We start from the raw sequence: 23,175 nt of genomic DNA on the forward strand, positions 1-23,175 counted from the left end.
CATGAACGTGCAGCCGGTTGGCATTCTGGGTACGGGCAAATACGTGCCCGAACGAATTTTGACGAATCATGATTTGGAGCAAATGGTCGAAACGAACGACGAGTGGATCGTCACGCGCACCGGCATGAAGGAACGGCGCATCGCGGCTCCGGAGCAAGCTTCTTCCGATCTGGCCTATGAAGCGTCGCTGATCGCCCTACGGAACGCCGGCATTGCGGCGGAAGACCTCGACCTGATTGTCGTCGCCACGATCACGCCGGACATGTCGTTCCCTTCGACGGCTTGCGTGCTGCAGCACAAGCTCGGCGCGCGCAAAGCGGCGGCGTTCGACTTGTCGGCGGCTTGTTCGGGCTTTATTTACGGACTGGCGAACGTGTCCAATTTTATTGCGCTCGGCACTTATAAATACGCGCTCGTTATCGGCGCGGAATGTTTATCCCGCATCACGGATTATACCGACCGCAACACGTGCATCCTGTTCGGCGACGGCGCGGGAGCCGTCGTGCTCGGCCCGGTGGCCGAAGGACGGGGCTTCCGCTCGTTCGAGCTGGGTGCGGACGGTTCGGGCGGCGAGCTGCTCAAAATCGAAGGCGGCGGCTCGCGCCACCCGTCATCGCCTTCCAGCATCGAACAGAAGCGCCACTACATCTACATGGCCGGCGCGGAAGTGTTCAAATTCGCGGTGCGCATCATGGGCGGCGCGGCCGAAGAGGCACTGCGCAAAGCCGGCATGGGCAAGGAGCGAATCGATTTGCTCGTGCCGCACCAGGCGAATATCCGCATTATCCAATCGGCGCTGAACCGGCTCGATCTGCCGGAAGAGAAGTGCATGATTAACCTGCACAAGTACGGCAACGTCTCCGCGGCGTCGATCCCGATTGCGCTGGCGGAAGCGGCCGAAGAAGGCCGACTCAAGGAAGGCGACTGTGTTGTGCTGGTCGGCTTCGGCGGCGGCCTCACTTGGGGAGCATCGGTATTGATCTGGTAAAAGGTTTCCTTCGGACGGCGCGCTTATCGGCCGGAGCGAGGGACGGAAGGAGAGGGCAACGAACGTGGGCAAAATCGCTTTTGTATTTCCCGGCCAGGGCTCCCAGGCGGTCGGCATGGGCAAGGACGCTTGCGACCGGGTGGACGCTTCGCGCGAACGGTTCGAGCAAGCGGACGCGGCGCTCGGGTTTGCGCTGTCGCAAATCGTGTTCGAAGGCCCCGAAGAGGAACTGAAAAAAACGTACCACACCCAACCGGCGCTGCTGACGACAAGCATCGCGCTGTTCGAGGCGTTTCGCGCTGCGGGCGTGCAGCCGGACTATGTCGCCGGCCACAGCCTGGGCGAATACAGCGCGCTTGTCGTCGCCGGCGTGCTCGGGTTCGAGGATGCGGTGCGCACGGTTCGCCTGCGCGGCGAATATATGGAGCAAGCGGTGCCGGGCGGGCGCGGCGCAATGGCGGCGACGCTCGGCGCGGACCGCGGCCAGCTGACGGCGCTTTGCGCGGACATCAGCGCAAGCGTCGGCGTCGTGGAGCCGGCCAACCTGAATTGCCCGGGCCAGATCGTCGTCTCCGGCAGCAAGGAAGGTGTCGCGGCGCTGGCGGAGCGCGGCAAGGAAGCGGGGGCGAAGCGGGTCATTCCGCTCGAGGTGAGCGGACCGTTCCACTCTTCGCTGATGAAGCCTGCCGCCGAACGGCTGGCCGCTGCGCTGGCGGAGGTAGCCATGCAGCCGGCTGTGGTGCCGGTAGTGGCGAACGTTACCGCGGAGACGGTGCAGGATCCGGCGGTTGTTCGCGACCTGCTCGTCCGCCAGGTGTATTCGCCGGTGCTGTGGGAAGACAGCATCGCCGCGCTGATCGCGCTAGGCGTCGACACGTTTATCGAGATCGGTTCGGGTACGGTGCTGGCCGGGCTGATTCGCAAAATCGACAAATCGGTCAACGTCGTTTCCATCAACAGCATGGCGGCGGTTGACGCTTATTTGGCGGGCGGCCAGGCGTAAGAGGCTGCCGATTCGGCCGGTGGAGCAAAGCGCAATGTTAACGCAAAGGAGAGCTGATCTATGCTTAACGGTAAAGTGGCGATCGTGACCGGCGCATCCCGCGGCATCGGCCGGGCGATTGCGCTCGAGCTGGCGCAAGCCGGCGCCGACGTTGTCGTCAATTACGCCGGCAGCGAGCAGGCGGCGGCCGACGTCGTCGCCGCCATCGAAGCGCTCGGCCGCCGGGCGATCAAGCAACGCGCCAATATCGGCGTTGCCGCAGAGGCGGAAGAGCTGGTGAAGACGACGCTGGAAGCGTTCGGCAAGGTTGACATTTTGGTGAATAATGCCGGCATTACAAGAGATAATCTACTTATGCGCATGAAGGAAGAGGAGTTCGACCAGGTCATCCAGACGAATCTGAAAGGCGTGTTCAACTGCCTGAAGGCGGTGACGCGTCCGATGATGAAGCAGCGTTCCGGGCGGATCATCAACATTTCGTCCGTCGTCGGCGTGCTTGGCAACGCCGGCCAGGCGAACTACGTCGCCGCCAAGGCGGGCGTCATCGGCCTGACGAAGTCGGCGGCGCGCGAATTGGCCTCGCGCGGCATCACCGTCAACGCGGTGGCGCCGGGTTATATCGTCACTGATATGACGGAGCAATTGCCCGAAGAAATGAAGGGCAAGCTCATGGAGCAAATTCCGCTCGCCCGTCTAGGTCAGCCGGAAGACATCGCCAAAGCGGTCCGTTTTCTCGCGTCCGACGACGCTTCTTATATGACCGGACAGACGATTCACGTGGACGGCGGCATGGTCATGTAAAGGCGTCAGGACAGACTGGTAATTTGAAAACAATTCTCGTATAATACCAAAGAGGAGGTGAACCGGATGTCCGACGTTTTGGAACGTGTAAAACGAATTGTCATCGATCGCTTGGGGGTTGAGGAAGCGGAAGTTACCCTGGAAGCATCGTTTAAAGATGACCTAGGCGCTGATTCTCTTGATGTGGTGGAATTAGTGATGGAGCTTGAAGACGAATTCGATCTTGAAATATCCGATGAGGATGCTGAGAAGATTACGACCGTAGGAGAAGTTGTTTCTTATATACAATCTCATACGTAAAGCGAAAGGCAAGTCCCGTTACTCCCATAACGGGACTTCTCCTCATTAACACACGGGAACATCAACTTTAACGCTGTTATCGATAGAGGTGGACGGATGTCACAACGAGTCGTGATTACTGGCATGGGCGTCATGACGTCGCTCGGCAAAGATTTGGACACATTCTGGTCCAATCTGATGGCGGGCAAGTCTGGCGTTTCCGTGATCGAAAGTTTTGATGTAAGCGAATATACGACCCGCATAGCGGCTTCGATAAAAGATTTTAATCCGGAAGACTATTTTGACCGCAAGGAAGCGCGCCGGATGGACCGGTTCGTGCAGTTCGGCTGCGCGGCAGGATTGATGGCGCTTAAGGATGCGGGGATTACGATCGGCGAGAACGTGGACCCGGAATCGATCGGCGTCTACATAGGGTCCGGCATCGGCGGGCTCGGCACCTGGGAAGAGCAGCATACCATCCTCCTGGAGAAGGGGCCGCGCCGTGTCAGCCCGTTTTTTATCCCGATGATGATCGCGAACATGGCCTCGGGCCAGCTGTCGATTCTGACCGGCGCCAAGGGGCCGAACAGCACGACGGTTACCGCTTGCGCAACCGGTTCGCACACGATCGGCGATTCGATGCGGCTCATTATGCACGGCGAAGCCGACGTGATGATTTGCGGCGGCGCGGAATCGACGATTTACCCGATCGGCTTGGCCGGCTTCTGCGCCATGCGTGCGATGTCGACGCGCAACGAAGAGCCGGAGAAGGCGAGCCGCCCGTACGATATCGACCGCGACGGCTTCGTCATGGGCGAAGGCGCAGGCGTGCTCATCCTGGAATCGCTTGAGCATGCGCAGAAGCGCGGCGCTCATATTTACGCCGAAGTGATCGGTTACGGCCGCAGCGGCGACGCGCATCACATGACCGACCCCGATCCGGACGGCGCGGCGCGCTGCATGGCCCGGGCGATGAAAGACGCGGCAATCGAGCCGGAAGCGATCGATTACATCAACACGCACGGAACGTCGACCCCGGTCGGCGACAAGTCGGAGACGATCGCAATCAAGAAGGCGCTCGGCGACCACGCGTACAAAGTGGCGGTCAGTTCGACGAAATCGATGACCGGACACATGCTCGGCGCCGCCGGCGGCGTGGAAGCGATCATTTGCGCTTTGACGCTGCAGAACGGCATGATTGCGCCGACGATCAATCTTGACAACCAGGATCCGGAATGCGATCTCGACTATGTGCCGAACGTGGCGCGTCAAGCCAATGTGAACGTGGCCATGTCCAATTCGTTTGGCTTCGGCGGCCATAACGCGACGATCATTTTGCGGAAATACGAGGCGTAGGCTGCCGTGAGCAAAGGGACCCCGAATTTCAAGCAACTGCAGACGCTGCTCGGCGTGTCGTTCCGCGAATCGAATCTGCTGCGGCAAGCGTTCACCCACTCCTCCTACGTCAACGAAAACCGGGGCGCCGGCGGCAGCGACAACGAGCGGCTTGAATTTTTGGGCGATGCGGTGCTGGAGCTTACGGTTTCCGATTACTTGTATGCGCTCTATCCGGACTACGCCGAAGGCGAACTGACGAAGCTGCGCGCCTCGATTGTGTGCGAGCCGTCGCTCGTGACGTTCGCCGAACGGCTCGACTTCGGCTCGTACGTGCTGCTCGGCCGCGGCGAAGAGATGACCGGCGGCCGCACGCGTCCGGCGCTGCTCGCGGACGTGTTCGAATCGTTCATCGGCGCGCTGTACCTCGACTGTGGGCTGGAAGCGGTGCAGGCGTTTATGGACCGGCACTTCTTCCCGCACATTCCGCGCGAAGGCAAGAAGCCGGTCACCGACTTCAAGACGCAGCTGCAGGAGTACATTCAACAGGCGAGCGTTGGAACGCCGGAATACCGGATCGTCGCCGAAAGCGGGCCTGCGCACGACAAGGAGTTCGCGGCGGAAGTGTGGCTCGACGACCGGCAGCTTGGCAGCGGCAGCGGACGTTCGAAGAAGGAAGCGGAGCAGCAAGCGGCGGCGGATGCGCTGAACCGGCTGCAGCCGTAGTCGACGACACGGTTCTTTCCCTATCCAGGGGAAAGAGCCGTTTTTTTGCAAGATACCATGTATAATGAAAGAAAATTTCCCCTTTCCCATTGCGAGGTGGCGTATGACGCAATTCGGTATCGGCCCGGTGCGGTTGACAGCATCGAATAACAGATTGTACCGGGCTCTTGATTCGTAATTTGTTATCGGTCAACTGCGCCTGAACGCCCGGTTACTATTCATGGGGAGAAGGATGCAGGATGAGCTTCGAACAGTGGAAAGAAATATGGTTGGAGGAACAGGCGAAAACGTTCGCCGGATGGGATTTTTCCGCCATCGCCAAACGAACCGCGGAGGAACCGCTTCCGTGGGACTACCGGTCGACCGTGAAACGTTATATGCAACCGTCGTCCATTGTATTGGATATGTGCACGGGAGGCGGGGAATTCCTCTTGTCGCTGGATCCGCCCCGGGGACGAACGTACGCTACGGAGTCGTACCCTCCCAACGTCGAACGATGCCTCAGGACACTTCCCCCGCACGGCATCGACGTACGGCAAGTAGGTTGCGACGACGAGCTGCCTTTCGAGGATCGCTATTTCGATCTGGTCTTCAATCGTCACGGGGCGTTTGCGCCGCGGGAAGTATTTCGCATCCTCAAGCCGGGAGGCACGCTGATTACGCAGCAAGTAGGCGGGCAAAACAATCGGGAATTGGCAGCCTGGCTGTTGGGCCGCGAACCGGCCGTTGTCGATCTCGACTTCAATCTCGCCAAGGTGGGCGGGCAGCTGCGGAGCGCCGGTTTCCAGCTGACGGAAGCGCAAGAATACTACCCGACGCTGTCGTTTTATGATGTTGGCGCACTGGTCTATTTTGCCAAAGTGATGGAGTGGGAGTTTCCCGGTTTTTCGGTGCAGACGTGTTTGGACAAGTTGTATAAGCTGCAGGCGAAAGTCGATCGGGACGGAGTCGTTACAAGCCGGGGACACCGATTTTTCCTAGTGGCCGCAAAGTGTCACACGCCGCAATAACCTGCGAAAGGAGTGGCCAAGGTGGCAGCAAGCAAAAAGCCGGCGGCGTCGGCCGGCAAACCGTCGCCAACAACCGGTCAAGATCAAGTACTCGAATTTTTGCGTCGGCTGGAGCATCCTTTAAAGGAAGAAATCGAAGAAGTGCGGCGCATCATTCTGAGCGTCGACCCGGCCATTACGGAACATATCAAATGGAATGCGCCGAGCTTTCGGTATGAAGACGACGACCGGGTGACGTTCAACTTGCATGGAGCCGGGATGTTCCGGCTTGTGTTTCATTGCGGCGCCAAGGCGGCCAAGCGGGCAGGGAAGCAACCGCTGTTCAAGGACGAAACCGGGCTGCTGCAGTGGGCAGCCGCGGACCGGGCGACCATCGCATTTGCGAGCCGGCGCGAGGTGGAGGACAGCAGGGAGAAGTTGGCTGAAGTCGTTGCCAAGTGGCTGGCGGCGGCGAAGGCGCAGTAAGTTTGTTACGGCGGCTGTCGGGGGGATTGGCTATCGACCCGGCGGCCGCTTTTTTTCGAGGGCACCGCCGCAACGTAATAGCCCATGAAAAATGGCTTATTTTCCCGTTTAAGGCGAAATAGGCAATAAAACATGGCCTATTTTTCAAGACGATTGATCGGAGTGGCACGGAAGGAAATGGGTTAGCTGTGAAGAGGAGAATGCCGCGATTGGCGATGTTTCAAACAGGGCGAGGGGCGGGAGCGGAGCCGGCATTCGAGCGAATTCACGCTTTTTCCGCCTCGGGGCGGGGCAAAAAGGCGACTTGGGGCCGTCTCAACTTGTCCATGAAAATATGTTACAATAGCGGGGAGGTGAGACGGTTGTTTCTGAAGCGTATCGAACTGGCGGGATTTAAATCGTTTGCGGATCGGACGGAGCTCGAGTTCGTCAAAGGCATTACGGCGGTCGTCGGTCCGAACGGCAGCGGCAAGAGCAATATTTCCGACGGCATCCGTTGGGTGCTTGGCGAGCAGAGCGCAAAGTCGCTGCGCGGCGGCAACATGCAGGACGTTATTTTTGCCGGGAGCGACGCGCGCAAGCCGGTCAACTTCGGCGAAGTGTCGCTGACGCTCGACAATACGTCGCAATCGCTGCCGCTTGATTTTCATGAAGTAACCGTCACCCGCCGTGTGCACCGAAGCGGAGAGAGCGAATATTTCATCAATAAACAGGCATGCCGCCTGAAAGATATTACCGAACTGTTCATGGACACCGGGATCGGCAAGGAAGCGTATTCGATCATCGGGCAAGGACGCATCGAGGAAATTCTCAGTACGAAGTCGGAGGACAGGCGCGGCATTTTTGAGGAAGCTTCCGGCATCGTCAAATACAAGTCGCGCAAGAAGGAAGCGGAGAAGCGGCTCGCCGAAACGGAGCAAAATTTGCTGCGAATCCACGACCTAGTCTCCGAGCTGGAAGACCAGGTCGAGCCGCTGCGCGAGCAAGCCGACAAGGCGCATCGATTCAAGGAGCTCAAAGAGCAGCTCAAGCGCGTCGAAATTTCGATGTATGTGCACCAGATCGAGCAGTTTCATCGGCAATGGACGGATGCGACGACGCTGTCGGAGACGCAAAAGCAGCGGCAGCTGGAGCTGGCGACGATCGTCGGCCAGCACGACGCCCAGCTCGAGACGCACCGCTGGGAGACGCGCCGGCTCGAGGACGAGCTTGAGAAGCTGCAGCAACTGCTGCTGACGTTTAGCGAAGAGTTCGAGAAATGCGAAGGCCTGGGCGAAGTGCTGAAGGAGCGCAGCCGCAATACGACGGCCAACATCGCCCAACTCGAGACGACGATCGCGGCGCAGCGAAAGCGGGTGGCGGACAAGGAAAACGACAGGGAAGCGTTCATCGGCAAAATGGCGGCCGTGGCCGAGCAGCTTGCGGCGTTCGAGCGCGAGCTGCGCGCGGAGGAGGAGCGGCTCCTCGGTGTCAGCGGCGGCATCAGCGCAGAAGCGGAGGAACGACTGCGCGGCGACCTGCTGGAAACGCTGAGCAAGATGGCGCAAAGCCGCAACGAGATCCGGTATGCCGAGCAGCAGCTGGAGACGCTGCAGCGGCGCGGCGAGCGGGTGCGCGACGAGCATATCAAGTGGGACGAGCAGCGGGACAAGCTGGAGAAGCGAAAAGTCGAGCTCGATCGCAAGCTTAAGCAAGCCGCACGCGACATCGAGCAAGTGCGCGAAGCGTATATCGCGCTGTCGGCAAAAGCGAAGGATAAGCAGGCGCTGCTGGAAGATACGAGCGCTGCTGTTCGCCGCTGGGAGCAGAAGTTGGAAGCGACGGTGTCGCGGCGCGATACGATGAAAGATTTGCAGAACGATTACGAAGGCTTTCAATTCGGCGTACGCGAAGTGCTGAAGGCCAAAAACCGCGCCGACGGCTTGCGCGGCATTCACGGCGCGGTTGCCGAGCTGATCCAGGTGCCGGCCGAAGTGGAAACGGCGCTGGAGACAGCGCTTGGCGGCGCGCTGCAGCACGTCGTCGTCGAGAACGAAGCCGACGGCCGGGCGGCGATCGCGTTCCTCAAGAAGCGGCAACTGGGACGGGCGACGTTCCTGCCGCTCGACGTCATTCGCGGCCGCAGCTTGTCCGAAAGCGAACGCAGGTCGGTGTCGTCCGCGGAAGGGTTCGTCGGCGTAGCGGTCGATCTCATTCGCTTCGACTCGCGGTATCGCGACATTGCCGGCAGTTTGCTCGGCAACGTCATCGTGGCAAAGACGCTCGAAGACGCGAACCGGATCGCGGCCAAGTGCCAATACCGATATCGCGTCGTTACGCTCGAAGGCGATATCGTCAATGCCGGCGGTTCGATGACCGGCGGCAGCCAGACGAAGAAGTCGGCCAACCTGCTTGGCCGGCAGCGGCAAATCGAGGAGCTGGACAAGGAGATCGCTTCGTCGAAGCAGCAGCTGGGCGAACTGCGGAAGACACTTGCCGCTCTCAAGGAAGAACTGATCGCGATTCAGGCGAAGCAGGAGGAGCTGCGCCAGGAAGGCGAACGCAAGCGTATCGAGGAGCAGCAGTATGCGGCGTCGCTCGCACCGCTCGAGAGCGAGATGAACACGATGCGCGAACAGCTTGAGCTCGCTTCGCAGGACGGCGACGAGCTGAAGCGGGAAGCGGAAGCGCTGGCAGCGAAAAAGGCGGCGGCGGCGGAAACGCTGGAACGGCTTGCCGCCGAGGAGAAGGAGCAGCAGCGCGCCATCCGCGCGGCGGAAAACGCGCGCAAGGCGAGCGAAGCGGCGCGGGACGAGCTGCAGGAGCAGCTCACCGGCCTCAAGGTGAAAATCGCCGCCGCCGCCCAGGAGAAAGCGTCGCTTGCCGAGCAGCAGGAGCGGTTCCGCGCGGAGCACGGCGTGCTGGTCGAGGAGTTGACGGCGAGCGAACGCCTGTACGCGCAGCTGGAGCGGGAAGCGGCCGCCAATGAACGCGACACGGTGAAACAAATCGAGCAACTGAACGATTTGAAGCTGAAAAAGGCGAGCTGCGCCGAACAAACGGAGCTGAAACGCGCCGAACGGGCGCAATGGGTGCGCAAGCTCGAAGAGGAAGAGAACGAAACCCGCGAGCAGCGCGTGGCGCTGAAGGCGGTCGAGGAGGCGCTGCACCAGACGGAAGTGCGGCTCGGCCGGCTCGACGTCGAGCTCGACAACGTGCTGCGCAAGCTGGGGGAAGAGTACGAGCTCAGCTTCGAGCTGGCGAAGGAGAGGTATCCGGTGCCGGAGGACGTGCCGGCGGCGCAGGCGTCGGTACGCGAGCTGAGGCGCGAAATCGCTTCGCTTGGCAGCGTCAATCTCGGCGCCATCGAGGAGTTCGCCCGCGTCAGCGAACGCTTCGAGTTTCTGTCGACGCAGAAGCAGGATTTGCTCGAGGCCAAGGCTTCGTTGTATCAAGTTATCCGCGAGATGGACGACGAGATGTCGCGCCGGTTCAAAACGACGTTCGACGCCATCCGTTCGCACTTCGTCGTTGTATTCGCCAAGCTGTTCGGCGGCGGGCGCGCCGATCTGATCATGTCCGAGCCGGACATCCCGCTCGAGACGGGCATCGACATCGTCGCCCAGCCGCCCGGCAAGAAGCTGCAAAACCTGCAGCTGCTCTCCGGCGGCGAACGGGCGCTGACGGCGATCGCGCTGCTGTTCGCGATTCTGCTCGTCAAGCCGGTGCCGTTCTGCGTCCTCGACGAAGTCGAAGCGGCGCTGGACGAAGCGAACGTGTCGCGGTTCGCCGAATATTTGCGCGAATTTTCGCATCAGACGCAGTTCATCGTCGTTACGCACCGCAAAGGTACGATGGAAGAAGCCGATGTGCTGTACGGGGTCACGATGGAGGAAGGCGGCGTATCGAAGCTGGTGTCGGTGCGGTTGGACGAAGCGGAGGAGAACGAGCCCGTTTCTGCATAAGGTTAATTATTCGCGTGGTTAATTATAGAACGAGTCGGAGGGGCCCATGAGTTTTTTCAAACGGCTGAAAGATAGCATCGCCAGCAAGACCGAGGCGGTGACGAACAAGTTCAAGGACGGGCTGAGCAAAACACGCGACGCGCTCGTCGAACGGGTCGAGTCGCTCATTCTGCGGCGCAAAAAAATCGACGACGAGTTTTACGAGGAGTTGGAAGAAATTTTGATCGCTTCGGACGTCGGCGTGACGACGGTTATGAAGCTGATCGAAGATTTACGCGCGGAGGTGCGCAAGCGTCGGATCGAGGACGCCGCCGAGCTGCGGCCGGTGTTGTCCGAGAAGCTGACGCTGCTGCTGAAGAGCGACGAAAACAACGGGCTGCGTCTGGCGCCGGAAGGGTTGACCGTGATTCTGTTCGTCGGCGTCAACGGCGTCGGCAAAACGACGACGATCGGCAAAATGGCGCACCGCTTCAAGCAGCAGGGCAAGTCGGTGTTGATGGCGGCGGGGGATACGTTCCGCGCGGGCGCAATCGAGCAGCTTGAGGTATGGGGCCAGCGCGTCGGCGTCGACGTGATCAAGCAGCAAGCGGGCTCCGATCCGGCGGCGGTCATGTACGACGCGCTGCAAGCGGCGAAGACGCGCGGCGTCGACGTGCTGCTGTGCGACACGGCGGGCCGGCTGCAGAACAAAGTGAATCTGATGGAAGAGCTGAACAAAATATACCGCGTCATTCGCCGCGAAATTCCCGACGCGCCGCACGAAGCGCTGCTCGTGCTCGATGCGACGACCGGCCAGAATGCGCTCAGCCAAGCGAAGCTGTTCGGCGACAAGGCGGGTTTGACCGGCATTGTACTGACGAAGCTTGACGGCACGGCCAAAGGCGGCATTGTCGTGGCGATTCGCCAGGAGCTGAACTTGCCGGTCAAGTTCGTAGGTTTGGGCGAGAAGATGGACGATCTCGAAGTGTTCGATTCGGAGCAGTTCGTGCACGCATTGTTCGCCGGGCTCATCACGGAAGAATCGGAGCAGCCTTCGGGCACGGAGTAAGCTGCGATTGGCGTCCAGGCCGATAGCGGCGGAGGTCGCGGGACGGATTTTCGTCGAATGGGGAAAGAAGTCCGGGCAACAGCTGTCAACCTCCGACGCTTGACATCCCCGATTCGATCGGGTAAACTGTTCTAGACTAATGCGAGTGTCAAGCATTTTTCCTTTACAGTGTGTGTTCAAAAAGTTGGCTTTTCAGCACCGAGAAGGTTGCGAGAACCTGAAGAAGGAGTAGCGGAGTTTAGGCAGATCCTAAATGAGCAACGGACTTCGAAGGTGAACGCAAGATTCGATGCCGAATACGCTTCCCGATTAAGCTTCGTGATCAAAAGACGACTTTTTGAACGACCTCTTACAGGGATGTGAGAATCGTGGCGGAACAAGCAGAACACGATCTGGTGCTCGCCAAGACGAATCGGATCAACTTGTTGTACGATTTTTACGGGAAGCTGCTGACAGATAAACAAATGACGTTTCTGACGTACTACTTTCACGACGACTTCTCGCTCGGCGAAATCGCGGACGTGTTCGGCATCAGCCGGCAGGCGGTTTCCGAGCATATCAAACGAGCGGAACAAGCGCTCGAAGAATACGAAACGAAGCTGCAGCTGCTGCAGAAGCATGAACGGCGCGGGCATATTTATCGGGAGATGGAGTCGGCGGACGCGACGACGCTGCCGGCCAAGGTCCGGGAGTGGATCGTGCAGCTTCGCGGCATCGAGTAATTCCACCGGAGGTGAAGCGGATATGGCGGCGTTCGAAAGTTTGGCCAATCGGCTGCAGAATGTGTTCGGCAAGCTGCGCGGCAAAGGCAAGCTGTCCGAAGACGACGTAAACGAGGCGCTGCGTGAAGTGCGGCTCGCGCTGCTGGAGGCGGACGTAAACTTTAAGGTCGTGAAGGATTTCGTCGCCAAGATCAAGGAGCGCGCGATCGGGCAGGAAGTCATGAAGAGCTTCACCCCCGGCATGGTCGTCGTCGACATCGTCAACAAAGAGCTGACGGCGCTCATGGGCGGCACGCAGAGCAAGCTGGCGCGCTCGAACCGGCCGCCGACGGTCATCATGATGGTCGGTTTGCAAGGCGCGGGCAAAACGACGACATCCGGCAAACTCGCGAAGATGCTGCTCAAGCAAAATCACCGCCCGCTGCTCGTCGCCTGCGACATTTACCGGCCGGCGGCGATCAAGCAGCTGCAGGTGCTCGGCGAGCAAATCAAGGCGCCGGTGTTCGCCCTTGGCGACAAGGTGAATCCCGTCGACATCGCGAAGCAAGGGCTGGCGCACGCCAAGGAGCATGGCAACGACTACGTCATCATCGATACGGCGGGCCGGCTGCATATCGACGAAGCGCTGATGGACGAACTGAAGAGGATTCGTGCCGAAACGGATCCGGACGAAGTGCTGCTTGTCGTCGACGCGATGACCGGCCAAGATGCGGTCAACGTAGCCGACAGCTTCAACAAGCAGATGGAGCTGACCGGCGTCGTGCTGACGAAGCTCGACGGCGACACCCGCGGCGGCGCCGCGCTGTCGGTCAAGGCGGTCACCGGCTGCCCGATCAAGTTCGCGGCGACCGGCGAGAAGACCGACGCGCTGGAGCCGTTCCATCCGGAGCGGATGGCATCGCGCATTCTCGGTATGGGCGACATGCTGACGCTGATTGAGAAGGCGCAGGAAACGATTGACGCCGACAAGGCGAAAGAGATGGAGCGCAAGCTGCGCACGGCGGAGTTTACGTTCGAGGATTTCCTTGAGCAGATGGAGCAGGTGAAGAAGCTCGGTCCGCTCGACCAACTGCTCGACATGATGCCCGGCATGAACAAGATGAAGGGCGTCAAGGACATGAAGGTCGACGACAAGCAGATGGGCCGCGTGACGGCGATCATCAAGTCGATGACGATCGAAGAGAAGCGCAAGCCGGAAATCATCAACCAGAGCCGGCGGAAGCGGATCGCGGCGGGCAGCGGCACGAATCTGCAGGAAGTGAACCGGCTGATCAAGCAGTTCGAGGAAATGCGCAAGATGATGAAGCAATTTTCCGGCATGCTTGGTCCGAAAGGGCTCAAGGGCGGCGGCAAAGGCCTGCTCGGCAAAATGGGCAAAGGCTTCAAGTTTCCGTTCGGCTGAGTTGGGGTCGGACCGCGGCAGCATTAGCCTCATGAAACAGCGGTCCTCAAGCTGAAATTCGATACGGGAGGTGAAATCAATGGCAGTTCGCATTCGTTTGAAACGTATGGGCGCTCACAAAGCTCCATTTTACCGTCTGGTCGTTTCCGATTCCCGTTCCCCGCGCGACGGGCGTTTTATCGAGGAAATCGGCACGTACAACCCGGTTGCACAACCGGCTGAAGTACGCATCGACGAAGAGAAAGCGTTGAAATGGCTGCAAACGGGAGCGCAAGCTTCCGACACGGTTCGCAGTTTGTTCAGCAAAGCCGGCATCATGACGAAATTCCATGAGCTCAGACAACAGAAGTAATTTCTGTGAGCGGAGGTAGGTATGAAAGATCTCGTAACCGTTATTGCGAAAGCGTTGGTCGATCATCCGGAAGACGTCCGCGTGAACGTCAGGGAAGATGAACAGGTCGTGACCTATGAGCTTACCGTACATCCGTCGGATGTCGGCAAAGTCATCGGCAAACAGGGCCGCATCGCCAAGGCGCTGCGCACGGTCGTCACGTCTGCTGCCGTCAAGAACGAAAGTAAACGCGTCTCCGTCGACATCATGTCGTAACGGAACGAACAAGCACAAGGGGCGGGAGGAATCCTGGCCCTTTTGTGCACGTTGCTCAGGTTTGCCCCACGATGTGGGGTTGTCTTGTTTGTCAGGAGGAGGTACATAATGAGCGGCAAATTGTACAACGTCGGCAAACTCGTCAATACGCACGGGGTTCGCGGCGATGTCAAAATCATTTCGCAGACGGATTTCCCGGATGTGCGCTTCGCCAAAGGCAGTCGCCTCGTGCTGGTGGATCCATCGTTGACCCGCCAGGTGGAAGTGACGGTGGAGACGGCGCGCGAGCACAAGGACATGTTTTTTGTGCATTTCGCCGGGATCGACGACATTAATTTGGTGGAGCCTTACAAAGGCTGGCTGCTCAAGGTGAAGGAAGAAGATTTGCTCGAGCTTGAAGAAGACGAGTATTACTATCACGAGATCGTTGGCTGCGACGTTGTCACCGAAGACGGCGAGAAGCTGGGCACGATTACGGAAATATTGTCCCCGGGCGCCAACGACGTCTGGGTCGTCGAGCGGCCGAAAGGCAAACCGGTGCTGCTGCCCGTCATTGACGACGTGCTGATTTCGGTCGACATCGCGGCCAAAACGGTGACGGTTCGGTTGATGGAAGGTTTGATCGACGGATGAGGATTGATGTGCTGACGCTGTTTCCGGACATGTTCGACGGCGTGTTCGCCGCCAGCATTCTCGGCAAAGCCCGCGACAAAGGCATCGTGTCGCTGCATACGCTCAATTTCCGCGAGTTTGCGGTGGGCAAGCACAACACGGTCGACGATGCGCCTTACGGCGGCGGAGGCGGCATGGTGCTGAAGCCGGAACCGATTTTTGCCGCGGTGGAGCATGTGCTGGAGCAGGCTGAAACGTCCCGGGACGAGCGAGAAAAGCCGGAAACAGCGGGTGCGGGCGACTTGGCCGCGGAACATTCGGCGGATGGCGGCAGGCGCGTCATCCTGATGTGCCCGCAAGGCGAACCGTTCACGCAGCGCAAAGCGGAGGAACTGGCCGGCGCCGAGCATCTGGTGTTCATTTGCGGGCATTATGAAGGCTACGACGAGCGGATTCGCCAGTTTCTCGTGACCGACGAGCTGTCGATCGGCGATTACGTGCTGACCGGCGGCGAGCTGCCGGCCATGGTCGTCATCGACAGCGTTGTGCGGCTGTTGCCCGGCGTGCTCGGCAACGAGCAATCGGCCGTTGCGGACTCGTTCAGCACCGGCTTGCTGGAGCATCCGCACTACACGCGCCCCGCCATATTCCGTGACTGGCCCGTGCCGGACATCTTGCTTTCGGGGCATCACGACAATATCGAGAAGTGGCGTCGTCAGGAGTCGCTGGCCCGCACGCATTCGCGCCGGCCGGAGCTGCTGAAAGATGCGCCGCTTACCGACAAGGAACGCAAGCTGATCGCGGAATGGGACCGCCTGCGCGAACAGGATGCCGGGTCGGACTCCGAGTAACCGACTCTTGTTTTTGCAGGCGAGATATGGTATAGTTCTTTCTGTTGTGTTCATTTTATGTTATTTCGGTGGTCCTCTACGCATCCGGCCCGCACGCACGCGGCCCATTACGCGCATGAACACCCGAGTGGAAGGAGGGAGTCCCGATGAATATCATTCAAGAAATTACGAAGGAACAGCTTCGCCAAGACATTCCGAGTTTTCGCCCAGGCGACACGCTGAAAGTTTACGTGAAAGTTATCGAGGGTTCGCGCGAACGGATTCAGTTGTTCGAAGGCGTAGTTATCAAGCGTCGTGGCGGCGGAATCAGCGAAACGTTCACCGTTCGTAAAATTTCATACGGCGTCGGCGTGGAAAGAACGTTCCCGCTGCATTCGCCGAAAATCGATAAAATCGAAGTGGCTCGCCGAGGTAAAGTTCGCCGTGCGAAGCTCTACTACCTGCGCAACTTGCGCGGCAAAGCGGCAAGAATTCAAGAAATTCGATAAGCATCAGCGAGGGGCTTGCGTATCAAGCCCCTTTTTCGTACTGGTTTATTCGGGTCGGTTCGTCCTAGGAACAGAAAGGCGATGACGAAGTTTATGGAACAAGATCAATCCGTGACGCCAAAAAGCTCTGCGCAGAACGAAATTTGGGAATGGGTCAAAGCGATCGCCATTGCGGCCGCGCTGGTATTCATTATCCGCTATTTCGTGTTTGCGCCGTTCATCGTAGACGGACCGTCGATGCAGCCGAACTTTTATACGGGCGAACGACTCATCGTCAATAAACTCGTGTACGAATTCCGCAAGCCGCACCGCGGCGAAGTGATCGTATTCCACGCCAAAACAGGGAAAGACTATATCAAGCGCGTCATTGCGCTGCCTGGCGAAACGATCAAAATCGCGGGCAACAAAGTGTATATCAACAACCAAGAGTTGGATGAGCCCTACATAAAGGAAGCCGTCGAGGAATACAGCAAGAAGGGCGGCGGCGTGTACAACGGTCCGTTCAGCGATTACAAAGTGCCGGAAGGCACCATCTTCGCGATGGGCGACAACCGGCCGGACAGTTCGGACAGCCGTGTGCTCGATACGGTAGGTCCGGTCCCGTACGGCAAAATCGTCGGCCGCGCCGATCTGATTTTCTGGCCGCTCGACAAAATAAAATTGGTGAAGCATCACAGTTAGCATACGTTGCAATTGGATGCGGCGCCATGCATGAGGTGGTACGGATGAGCATTCAATGGTTTCCCGGGCACATGACCAAAGCCCGCCGGCAAATCGAAGAGAAGCTGAAGCTGATCGATGTGACGATCGAATTGCTCGATGCACGTATCCCACTATCCAGCCGCAACCCGATGATCGACGACATCCTCCGGCACAAGCCGCGGCTCGTGCTGCTCAATAAATCCGATCTGGCCGATCCGGGCGCGACTGCCGCTTGGGTCGCTTTTTTTCGCGAGCAAGGGCTGGCTGCCTTGCCGATCGATGCGGTAAGCGGACATCAGATCAACCAGATCGTACCCCAGTGCCGCACGCTGCTTGAGGACAAAATCGCCGCCCAGGTGCGCAAGGGTATTACGCCACGGGCGATTCGCGCGCTGATTGTCGGCATCCCCAACGTCGGCAAGTCGACGTTAATCAATCGGCTGGCCGGGCGCAAAATTGCCGCAACCGGCGACAAACCGGGCGTGACTAAAGCGCAGCAGTGGATCAAAATCGGCGGTGAAGCCGAGCTGCTGGATACGCCGGGCATTCTGTGGCCGAAGTTCGAGGACCAGATGGTCGGTTACCGGCTGGCGGCGACAGGGGCGATCAAGGAAGAAATTTTGCAAATCGAAGAGATCGCTTTTTATGCCGTGAAGTACATGTCGCTGCATTACGGTGCAACGATGAAGGAGCGGTTCGCGCTGGAAGAGCTGCCGGGGCCTGACAGGGGCGCCGAAGAGGTCGTTGCCGTTATGGAGGCGATCGGGCGCAAGCGCGGCTGCTTGTTGTCGGGCGGGCGAGTCGATTTGGGCAAAACGTCGACGCTGCTGCTGCGCGAGCTTCGAGCCGGCAAGTTGGGCCGGATCAGCTTCGAGCGTCCGGGCGAGTGAAGGATAGTAGGGTACAGGCGTCCTCCCGTTAAGTCGGGCGGGCGTTTTTTGTTTTTGTTTGATGGTAAGTTTCAGGGCGGAAAACGCGGAACGGGAAGGAGATTGCGAAATAGGCCATTTTTTATTGCCTATCTGCTCTAAAATGGGCCGCCGCCGGAAAATAGCCAGTGATTTCACTGGGTATTCGCGTCCACCTGCCCCGATTGGGGTTATTTGCGCGAAATAACCAGTGTTTTCACTGGCTATTTTCGTTGCAGTTCCTGAAATAGGGGGAATAAGCCATTTTTTATGGCCTATTTTTTCCTGTTCGTGCGATCTCCACATTAGCTTCTGCGGTTCGCTGGCTCGAGATATAAACCATCATTACGGGAACGTTCAAATTGATGTGTTTTTTTATTCCGGTTGGCGACTTGACTGTCTCGAATACACTTCGCGAGGGCCCCGGCCATTTTGTGCTGGCTCCGTTTGTCGGAGGTGGGGTATAATGGGGGCACGAGAGGAAGGGACAGGATGCTGGATTACGAAAGCAAGTTATGGGAACAAGGTGTGTGCAGCATCGCCGGAATCGACGAAGTCGGCCGCGGCTGTTTGTTCGGCGATGTGGTGGCCGCAGCGGTTATTATGCCGCAGGGGCTTGTGATGGAGGAGATCGACGACTCCAAGAAGCTATCGGAGAAGAAGCGGGACAGGCTGTACGATGAAATCATGGAAGTTGCACTCGGCGTTGGCATTGCCTTTGTCGACAGCGCAACCATTGACCGGATCAATATCAAACAAGCGGCGCGGCTGGCGATGAAGCAGGCGCTGGCGCAATTGTCGCCGCAGCCGGACTACTTGCTTGTCGACGCCGAGAAGGTGGACAGTCCGCTGCCGCAGTTGGCTGTTATTCATGGCGATGCGCTCAGCCAGTCGATTGCAGCGGCATCCATCGTCGCCAAAGTGACGCGCGACCGCAAATGTCTGGAATGGGATCTCACTTATCCGGAATACGGCATTGCGATACATAAAGGCTACGCAACCAAACTGCACCGCGAACGCATCGCTTCGCTCGGCCCGTCGCCGATGCACCGGCGTTCGTTTCTGGGCAACATCGTGTACGAACAGCAGGAACTCTTCTAAGATATGGAAGAGATTGACCGCAAAGGAGGGAAATAGCGATGAATATCGGGCAACTGCTGCGCGGATTGGTCGGCGAAACCAAGCCGCTTGACGAAGGGAAAGCGCTGGAGCTGAAAGTGGGGCAAATTGTCAAAGGCATCGTGCTGCAGCTGCTAAGCGATCAGGAGGCATTGCTGAACATCGGCGGCGTGCACGTAAAAGCGAAGCTGGAGACGCCGCTGCGGCAAGGGCAGTCGACACTGCTGCAAGTGCAGCCGCAATCTTCGCCCGAGCATATCGTGATGAAGCCGCTGGATGCGGCCGATACGCCGATCGATGGCGATACCGTCACCCAGTTGCTGCGAAGCTTCGGGATGAAAGACCAACCGGAGCACCGCCAGCTTCTGCAGCAGCTGCACCGGGAAGGTGTCGCGCCCACGAAGGAAACGGTAGAAAGCTTCGTCAAGCTTGCGGCAGGAGCACCTGCCGGCATTGATCCGGCCGCTTGGCGGGAGTCTGCACTTACCGCGGTTCGCCGGGGGCTGCCGCTCACGGCCGAAACGACGGCGGCGCTGCACCGCGTCTTGTTCGGCGAGCCGCTGCCCAAGCAGCTCGGCGAATTCGTTCAGCTGGCGGCAAACGCCCTCCGCCAGGACGAAACGGCGCCGCAGCTGCCGCAACAAGCGCGCGAAGCGCTGCAGCAAGCGGCGCAGCAGGCACAAGGCGTGCTGCGCCTGACAGCGCAAGCGCAGCAGCAGCTCACGGCGGCGGCGCAGCCGAACGAGCCGTCGCAGTCGCCGGCTCCTGCGACAGCGGCTGCGCCACAAGCAACGGCAGCCGGGGCCGCTTCTCCGGCGGTCGCCGCACAGCCGCTGCAGTCAGGCACGTCTCCGGCGCAACTGCCGCAGGGGGCTCCTGCGGCAGGGGCCGCTGGCATGCCGCAAGCGCCGGCATCGCCGGCAACGGCACCGCAGGCGGAGCCGGGGGCGGCAGTCGCGCAGCGCAGCGGCGAAGCGCCGCCGCAAGCGGCACCTGCTGCGCTGCCGGCGGCTCCCGCCGAAGCGGAAGCGGGCGGCGCGTGGATCGGCAAGCTGCTGAAGGCGCTTGGCGTTGGCCATGAGCGGCAGCTCGTGCGCCTGCCGGACGACGCGCCGGCCGCACGATTGCCGCAGTCGCTGCTGCCGGGCGCGCCCGGCGAACAGGATGCGCCGCAATCACCGCAAGCGCAGCAAGCCTCCGGCAGCACGCCGCAGCATGCCCAGGCCGCAAGCGATTCGCTGAAATCGGCGCTGCTCGTGTTGGCCGCAACCGACGGCGTGCCGGAGACGATCAAGGAGAGCGCCCAGCAGGCGCTGCAGCACATCACCGGCCAGCAGCTGCTGCTGACCGGCGACCGCAACGGCATGCTGGCGCATGTAACGCTGTCGATCCCGTTCTACGATACGGCGACGGGAGAACAGGCGGCAGCGGTGCACATCCAGACGCGCAAAGGAAAACGCGGCGAGCTTGACGCCGACAATTGCCGGCTGTTGTTCGACCTGCGGATGAAGGCGCTCGGCCAAACGCTCGTCGACGTCCATGTGTACAATCGGATCGTCACCTTGCACGTGCATAATGACCATCCGCTTGCCGGCGAGCTGCTCGAATCGCATCGCCAAGAAATTACGAGCGGATTGGCCGGAGCGGGGTTTCAATTTTTGTCGCTGAAATGTTCGCCGTTTCCGGAACCGGACCCCACCGATGTCGATGCTGATACCGTCGCCGTTCCGCCGGTCGTCGATCGCTCCTTGTACCGTTCAAAGCCTTATAAAGGTGTGGATATGCGCATATGAACGATCGCGACCGTCGCGGCAGCTCCCGCAAGACCGAGGCTGCTCCGTCCATTTCACCGACCGCATCGCTGCCGACGCAGCAGTCGCAACCGCAGCACCAGACGCCAAAACAGGCTGTAGCGCTGCGCTATACGCCGGAACGCAACACGGCGCCGGTCGTCGTCGCCAAAGGCAAAGGAATCGTCGCCGACGCCATCGTCAAAAAGGCGCAAGAACACGGCATCCCGGTGCAAGAGGACGCATCGCTGGTCGAAGTGTTGTCCAAGCTTGACATCGATCAGGAAATTCCGCCGGAGCTGTACAACCTGGTGGCGGAAATTTTATCGTTCATTTACCGTTCCGATCAACGCTTGTCGGCGAGGAGGAACGAACCATGAACGAACGCGGACGCACCGCCAAACCGGCGGTTCGCGATGCCCGCAAGCGCACCGGCGCGAGCGGCGAAGCGGCGGCGGCGCGCCATCTCGAGCGGCTCGGTTACAAGACGCTGCATCGCAACTGGCGCTGCCGCACCGGCGAAATCGATATCGTGGCGGAGGACGGCGATACGCTTGTGTTCGTCGAGGTGCGCACGCGGCGGCGGATAGGTACATTCGGCACGCCGCTGGAGTCCGTCGACGCGCGCAAAATCAGGCAGGTGCGGGATACGGCGCTTGCGTATCTTCATCTTAACGGCAAGCACGGATGTGCGGTCCGTTTCGACGTCATTGCCGTCACGCTTGGCGACAACGGCGAGGTGGCCGAGCTGCGCCATGTGAAGATGGCGTTCTGATTACCACGCGCTTACGCGCGCCTCATTCACAGCAGCGGCTTGCGATCCAGGCTGCGGTATTGCAGCGCTTCCGCCACATGCGGCATTCGAATGATGTCGCTGCCTTCCAAATCGGCGATCGTGCGGGCGATTTTGAGAATGCGCTCGTGTGCCCGAACGCTCAGCGCCAGCGTCTGGAACGCCAACTGCAGCATTTTCTCCACGCCCGGCTCCAGCTTGCAATGGCGACGCAACTGACGGCCGCCGAGCTCGCCGTTGAACGGCAGCAAGCCGCTGCCATAGCGCATGCGCTGCATGGCGCGGGCCGCCTCGACGCGTGCGCGCATCTCCGCCGAAGACAGCGACGTATGCCCGTGCGAAACGGCAGCCAAATCGTCCAAGCCGATGCGCGGCACATCGACCTGCATGTCGATGCGGTCGAGCAGCGGACCGGACAAGCGAGACAAATAGTGAGCCACTTTATGCGGGCTGCAGCTGCAGCTTCGTTCCGGCGTTTCGGCGCCGTAATAACCGCAGGGACACGGATTCATCGAAGCGGCAAGCAGCACGTGCGACGGGAAGGTGAACACGGCTCGCGCCCGCCCGATCGTGATATGGCGATCCTCGAGCGGCTGGCGCAGCACTTCGAGCGACTGCCGCGAAAACTCTGGCATTTCATCAAGAAACAGCACGCCGCGATGCGCCAGGCTGCATTCCCCTGGCTTCGGCACGGAACCGCCGCCGACAAGCCCCGCCGCCGATATCGTATGATGCGGCGCGCGGAACGGGCGCTGCCGAAGCAAACCCGAACGGCCGCCGAGCTTGCCGGCAACGCTGTACAGCTTCGTTACTTCAAGCGCCTCCTCATCATCGAGTTCCGGCAGAATGGTCGGCAGCCGGCGGACGAGCATCGTTTTGCCCGTGCCCGGCGGGCCGACGAGCATGATATTGTGCATGCCGGCAGCCGCGATCGTCAATGCGCGCTTCGCATGCAGTTGGCCGAACACGTCGGCGTAATCGAGCGCAGCTTCGCCGAATCCGGCTCCCGACGCCGCCGCGGCCGCGACATCCCCGTCCGCCGCGCGGAAAGCGCGTTCGTCAGCCGGCACCGCCTCTTCGCCGGTCAGCTCGAGCAAATGGCGCAGCGGCCGCACGCGAATGCCGCCGATCAGCGACGCCTCCCGCGCGTTAAGCGCCGGCAGCGTGACGCTGGACAGCGCCGAGCGTCGCGCTTCGTCAACCATCGACAACACCCCCGCGACCGGCCGCAGCGCACCGTCCAGCGCCAGCTCGCCGATCAGCAGCGTCTCCGCTATCGCCTCCGCCGGCACTTGTCCGCTCGTGACCAGAATGGCGGCTGCAATCGCCAAATCGAACGAAGCTCCTTCCTTGCGCACATCGGCCGGTGCCAAATTGACCGTGATGCGCTGCATCGGGAAGGAGAAGCCGCAATTTTTGATTGCGGCGCGTACCCGCTCCATCGATTCGCGGATGGCCGAGTCGGGCAAACCGACGATGGCGAACTGCGGCAGCCCGCTGGCGATATCGACTTCGACGGTAATCAGCCTGCCTTCGATTCCTTGCACACATGCGCTGTACACTTTTCCGAACACAAAAAAAC

At 60.0% G+C, this 23,175-nt stretch carries 24 protein-coding genes; 23 read left to right on the forward strand and 1 reads right to left on the reverse strand.

Annotation, left to right across the window (positions count from 1 at the left end):
• Window position 1: 1 nt before the first annotated feature.
• From EXY20_RS02045 to EXY20_RS02155, 23 genes are all read left to right on the forward strand, one after another.
• Window positions 2-988, forward strand: a complete 987-nt coding sequence (locus EXY20_RS02045; RefSeq protein ID WP_135547075.1) for a beta-ketoacyl-ACP synthase III — start codon at window positions 2-4, stop codon at window positions 986-988.
• Window positions 989-1,052: 64 nt separating this feature from the next.
• Window positions 1,053-1,991, forward strand: coding sequence for an ACP S-malonyltransferase (gene fabD, locus EXY20_RS02050; protein ID WP_135547077.1), 939 nt, complete (start codon window positions 1,053-1,055; stop codon window positions 1,989-1,991).
• A gap of 60 nt (window positions 1,992-2,051) precedes the next feature.
• The gene (fabG, locus tag EXY20_RS02055; protein WP_135547079.1) at window positions 2,052-2,792 is read left to right on the forward strand and encodes a 3-oxoacyl-[acyl-carrier-protein] reductase; all 741 of its coding nucleotides are present in this window, start codon (window positions 2,052-2,054) and stop codon (window positions 2,790-2,792) included.
• Window positions 2,793-2,858: 66 nt separating this feature from the next.
• Window positions 2,859-3,092 carry an acyl carrier protein gene (gene acpP, locus EXY20_RS02060; RefSeq protein WP_135547081.1) on the forward strand — a complete coding sequence of 78 codons (234 nt, stop codon included), beginning with the start codon at window positions 2,859-2,861 and terminating at the stop codon, window positions 3,090-3,092.
• Window positions 3,093-3,188: 96 nt separating this feature from the next.
• Window positions 3,189-4,427: a beta-ketoacyl-ACP synthase II gene (gene fabF / locus EXY20_RS02065; RefSeq protein WP_135547084.1), complete on the forward strand. Its 1,239-nt coding sequence runs from the start codon at window positions 3,189-3,191 to the stop codon at window positions 4,425-4,427.
• Between the two features lie 6 nt (window positions 4,428-4,433).
• Complete coding sequence (gene rnc / locus EXY20_RS02070) at window positions 4,434-5,132, forward strand: ribonuclease III (RefSeq protein ID WP_135547086.1); 699 nt, start codon at window positions 4,434-4,436, stop codon at window positions 5,130-5,132.
• Window positions 5,133-5,371: 239 nt separating this feature from the next.
• Entirely contained in the window at window positions 5,372-6,142 is a 771-nt protein-coding gene (locus tag EXY20_RS02075; protein WP_135547088.1) for a class I SAM-dependent methyltransferase, read from the forward strand.
• 21 nt (window positions 6,143-6,163) lie between these two features.
• On the forward strand, window positions 6,164-6,607 hold the full coding sequence (locus EXY20_RS02080) for a DUF1801 domain-containing protein (RefSeq protein WP_135547090.1): 444 nt from the start codon (window positions 6,164-6,166) through the stop codon (window positions 6,605-6,607).
• Window positions 6,608-6,969: 362 nt separating this feature from the next.
• Window positions 6,970-10,551: a chromosome segregation protein SMC gene (smc, locus tag EXY20_RS02085; protein ID WP_135547092.1), complete on the forward strand. Its 3,582-nt coding sequence runs from the start codon at window positions 6,970-6,972 to the stop codon at window positions 10,549-10,551.
• Window positions 10,552-10,597: 46 nt separating this feature from the next.
• Window positions 10,598-11,599 (forward strand): signal recognition particle-docking protein FtsY, encoded by a 1,002-nt coding sequence (ftsY, locus tag EXY20_RS02090; protein ID WP_135547094.1) that lies wholly within the window; start codon window positions 10,598-10,600, stop codon window positions 11,597-11,599.
• 368 nt (window positions 11,600-11,967) lie between these two features.
• Entirely contained in the window at window positions 11,968-12,321 is a 354-nt protein-coding gene (gene ylxM, locus EXY20_RS02095) for a YlxM family DNA-binding protein (RefSeq protein WP_135547096.1), read from the forward strand.
• A 22-nt stretch (window positions 12,322-12,343) separates the two neighbouring features.
• Window positions 12,344-13,723, forward strand: a complete 1,380-nt coding sequence (gene ffh, locus EXY20_RS02100) for a signal recognition particle protein (protein WP_135547098.1) — start codon at window positions 12,344-12,346, stop codon at window positions 13,721-13,723.
• Window positions 13,724-13,802: 79 nt separating this feature from the next.
• Window positions 13,803-14,075 (forward strand): 30S ribosomal protein S16, encoded by a 273-nt coding sequence (gene rpsP / locus EXY20_RS02105; RefSeq protein WP_135547100.1) that lies wholly within the window; start codon window positions 13,803-13,805, stop codon window positions 14,073-14,075.
• A gap of 21 nt (window positions 14,076-14,096) precedes the next feature.
• Entirely contained in the window at window positions 14,097-14,330 is a 234-nt protein-coding gene (locus tag EXY20_RS02110) for a KH domain-containing protein (RefSeq protein WP_135547102.1), read from the forward strand.
• A gap of 108 nt (window positions 14,331-14,438) precedes the next feature.
• On the forward strand, window positions 14,439-14,963 hold the full coding sequence (gene rimM, locus EXY20_RS02115; protein WP_135547104.1) for a ribosome maturation factor RimM: 525 nt from the start codon (window positions 14,439-14,441) through the stop codon (window positions 14,961-14,963).
• On the forward strand, window positions 14,960-15,793 hold the full coding sequence (trmD, locus tag EXY20_RS02120) for a tRNA (guanosine(37)-N1)-methyltransferase TrmD (RefSeq protein WP_135547106.1): 834 nt from the start codon (window positions 14,960-14,962) through the stop codon (window positions 15,791-15,793). The genes rimM and trmD overlap by 4 nt, the downstream gene beginning before the upstream one ends.
• Before the next feature lie 146 nt (window positions 15,794-15,939).
• On the forward strand, window positions 15,940-16,281 hold the full coding sequence (rplS, locus tag EXY20_RS02125) for a 50S ribosomal protein L19 (protein WP_135547108.1): 342 nt from the start codon (window positions 15,940-15,942) through the stop codon (window positions 16,279-16,281).
• An 81-nt stretch (window positions 16,282-16,362) separates the two neighbouring features.
• Window positions 16,363-16,962, forward strand: coding sequence for a signal peptidase I (gene lepB / locus EXY20_RS02130; RefSeq protein ID WP_407944884.1), 600 nt, complete (start codon window positions 16,363-16,365; stop codon window positions 16,960-16,962).
• Window positions 16,963-17,006: 44 nt separating this feature from the next.
• Window positions 17,007-17,873 (forward strand): ribosome biogenesis GTPase YlqF, encoded by an 867-nt coding sequence (ylqF, locus tag EXY20_RS02135; RefSeq protein WP_135547110.1) that lies wholly within the window; start codon window positions 17,007-17,009, stop codon window positions 17,871-17,873.
• A gap of 510 nt (window positions 17,874-18,383) precedes the next feature.
• Window positions 18,384-18,992: a ribonuclease HII gene (locus EXY20_RS02140; RefSeq protein WP_135547112.1), complete on the forward strand. Its 609-nt coding sequence runs from the start codon at window positions 18,384-18,386 to the stop codon at window positions 18,990-18,992.
• 38 nt (window positions 18,993-19,030) lie between these two features.
• The gene (locus tag EXY20_RS02145) at window positions 19,031-20,803 is read left to right on the forward strand and encodes a hypothetical protein (RefSeq protein ID WP_135547114.1); all 1,773 of its coding nucleotides are present in this window, start codon (window positions 19,031-19,033) and stop codon (window positions 20,801-20,803) included.
• Entirely contained in the window at window positions 20,800-21,180 is a 381-nt protein-coding gene (locus EXY20_RS02150; RefSeq protein WP_135547116.1) for an EscU/YscU/HrcU family type III secretion system export apparatus switch protein, read from the forward strand. The genes EXY20_RS02145 and EXY20_RS02150 overlap by 4 nt, the downstream gene beginning before the upstream one ends.
• Window positions 21,177-21,575 (forward strand): YraN family protein, encoded by a 399-nt coding sequence (locus EXY20_RS02155; RefSeq protein ID WP_135547118.1) that lies wholly within the window; start codon window positions 21,177-21,179, stop codon window positions 21,573-21,575. The genes EXY20_RS02150 and EXY20_RS02155 overlap by 4 nt, the downstream gene beginning before the upstream one ends.
• 26 nt (window positions 21,576-21,601) lie before the next feature.
• Here EXY20_RS02155 and EXY20_RS02160 read toward each other — a convergent pair whose 3' ends face one another.
• Window positions 21,602-23,167, reverse strand: coding sequence for a YifB family Mg chelatase-like AAA ATPase (locus tag EXY20_RS02160; RefSeq protein WP_135547120.1), 1,566 nt, complete (start codon window positions 23,165-23,167; stop codon window positions 21,602-21,604).
• Between the last annotated feature and the right edge of the window lie 8 nt (window positions 23,168-23,175).

Source organism: Paenibacillus cymbidii, from assembly GCF_004764705.1.
GTDB classification, from domain to species: Bacteria; Bacillota; Bacilli; order Paenibacillales; family NBRC-103111; genus Paenibacillus_AN; species Paenibacillus_AN cymbidii.

Excerpts from the sequence above, each read along its gene's own strand:
- EXY20_RS02045 (WP_135547075.1), top strand. The coding sequence starts at position 2 with ATGAACGTGCAGCCGGTTGGCATTCTGGGTACGGGCAAATACGTGCCC.
- fabG (WP_135547079.1), top strand. The coding sequence starts at position 2,052 with ATGCTTAACGGTAAAGTGGCGATCGTGACCGGCGCATCCCGCGGCATC.
- acpP (WP_135547081.1), top strand. The coding sequence starts at position 2,859 with ATGTCCGACGTTTTGGAACGTGTAAAACGAATTGTCATCGATCGCTTG.
- fabF (WP_135547084.1), top strand. The coding sequence starts at position 3,189 with ATGTCACAACGAGTCGTGATTACTGGCATGGGCGTCATGACGTCGCTC.
- EXY20_RS02075 (WP_135547088.1), top strand. The coding sequence starts at position 5,372 with ATGAGCTTCGAACAGTGGAAAGAAATATGGTTGGAGGAACAGGCGAAA.
- ftsY (WP_135547094.1), top strand. The coding sequence starts at position 10,598 with ATGAGTTTTTTCAAACGGCTGAAAGATAGCATCGCCAGCAAGACCGAG.
- ffh (WP_135547098.1), top strand. The coding sequence starts at position 12,344 with ATGGCGGCGTTCGAAAGTTTGGCCAATCGGCTGCAGAATGTGTTCGGC.
- rpsP (WP_135547100.1), top strand. The coding sequence starts at position 13,803 with ATGGCAGTTCGCATTCGTTTGAAACGTATGGGCGCTCACAAAGCTCCA.
- EXY20_RS02110 (WP_135547102.1), top strand. The coding sequence starts at position 14,097 with ATGAAAGATCTCGTAACCGTTATTGCGAAAGCGTTGGTCGATCATCCG.
- rimM (WP_135547104.1), top strand. The coding sequence starts at position 14,439 with ATGAGCGGCAAATTGTACAACGTCGGCAAACTCGTCAATACGCACGGG.
- trmD (WP_135547106.1), top strand. The coding sequence starts at position 14,960 with ATGAGGATTGATGTGCTGACGCTGTTTCCGGACATGTTCGACGGCGTG.
- rplS (WP_135547108.1), top strand. The coding sequence starts at position 15,940 with ATGAATATCATTCAAGAAATTACGAAGGAACAGCTTCGCCAAGACATT.
- lepB (WP_407944884.1), top strand. The coding sequence starts at position 16,363 with ATGACGAAGTTTATGGAACAAGATCAATCCGTGACGCCAAAAAGCTCT.
- ylqF (WP_135547110.1), top strand. The coding sequence starts at position 17,007 with ATGAGCATTCAATGGTTTCCCGGGCACATGACCAAAGCCCGCCGGCAA.
- EXY20_RS02140 (WP_135547112.1), top strand. The coding sequence starts at position 18,384 with ATGCTGGATTACGAAAGCAAGTTATGGGAACAAGGTGTGTGCAGCATC.
- EXY20_RS02145 (WP_135547114.1), top strand. The coding sequence starts at position 19,031 with ATGAATATCGGGCAACTGCTGCGCGGATTGGTCGGCGAAACCAAGCCG.
- EXY20_RS02150 (WP_135547116.1), top strand. The coding sequence starts at position 20,800 with ATGAACGATCGCGACCGTCGCGGCAGCTCCCGCAAGACCGAGGCTGCT.
- EXY20_RS02155 (WP_135547118.1), top strand. The coding sequence starts at position 21,177 with ATGAACGAACGCGGACGCACCGCCAAACCGGCGGTTCGCGATGCCCGC.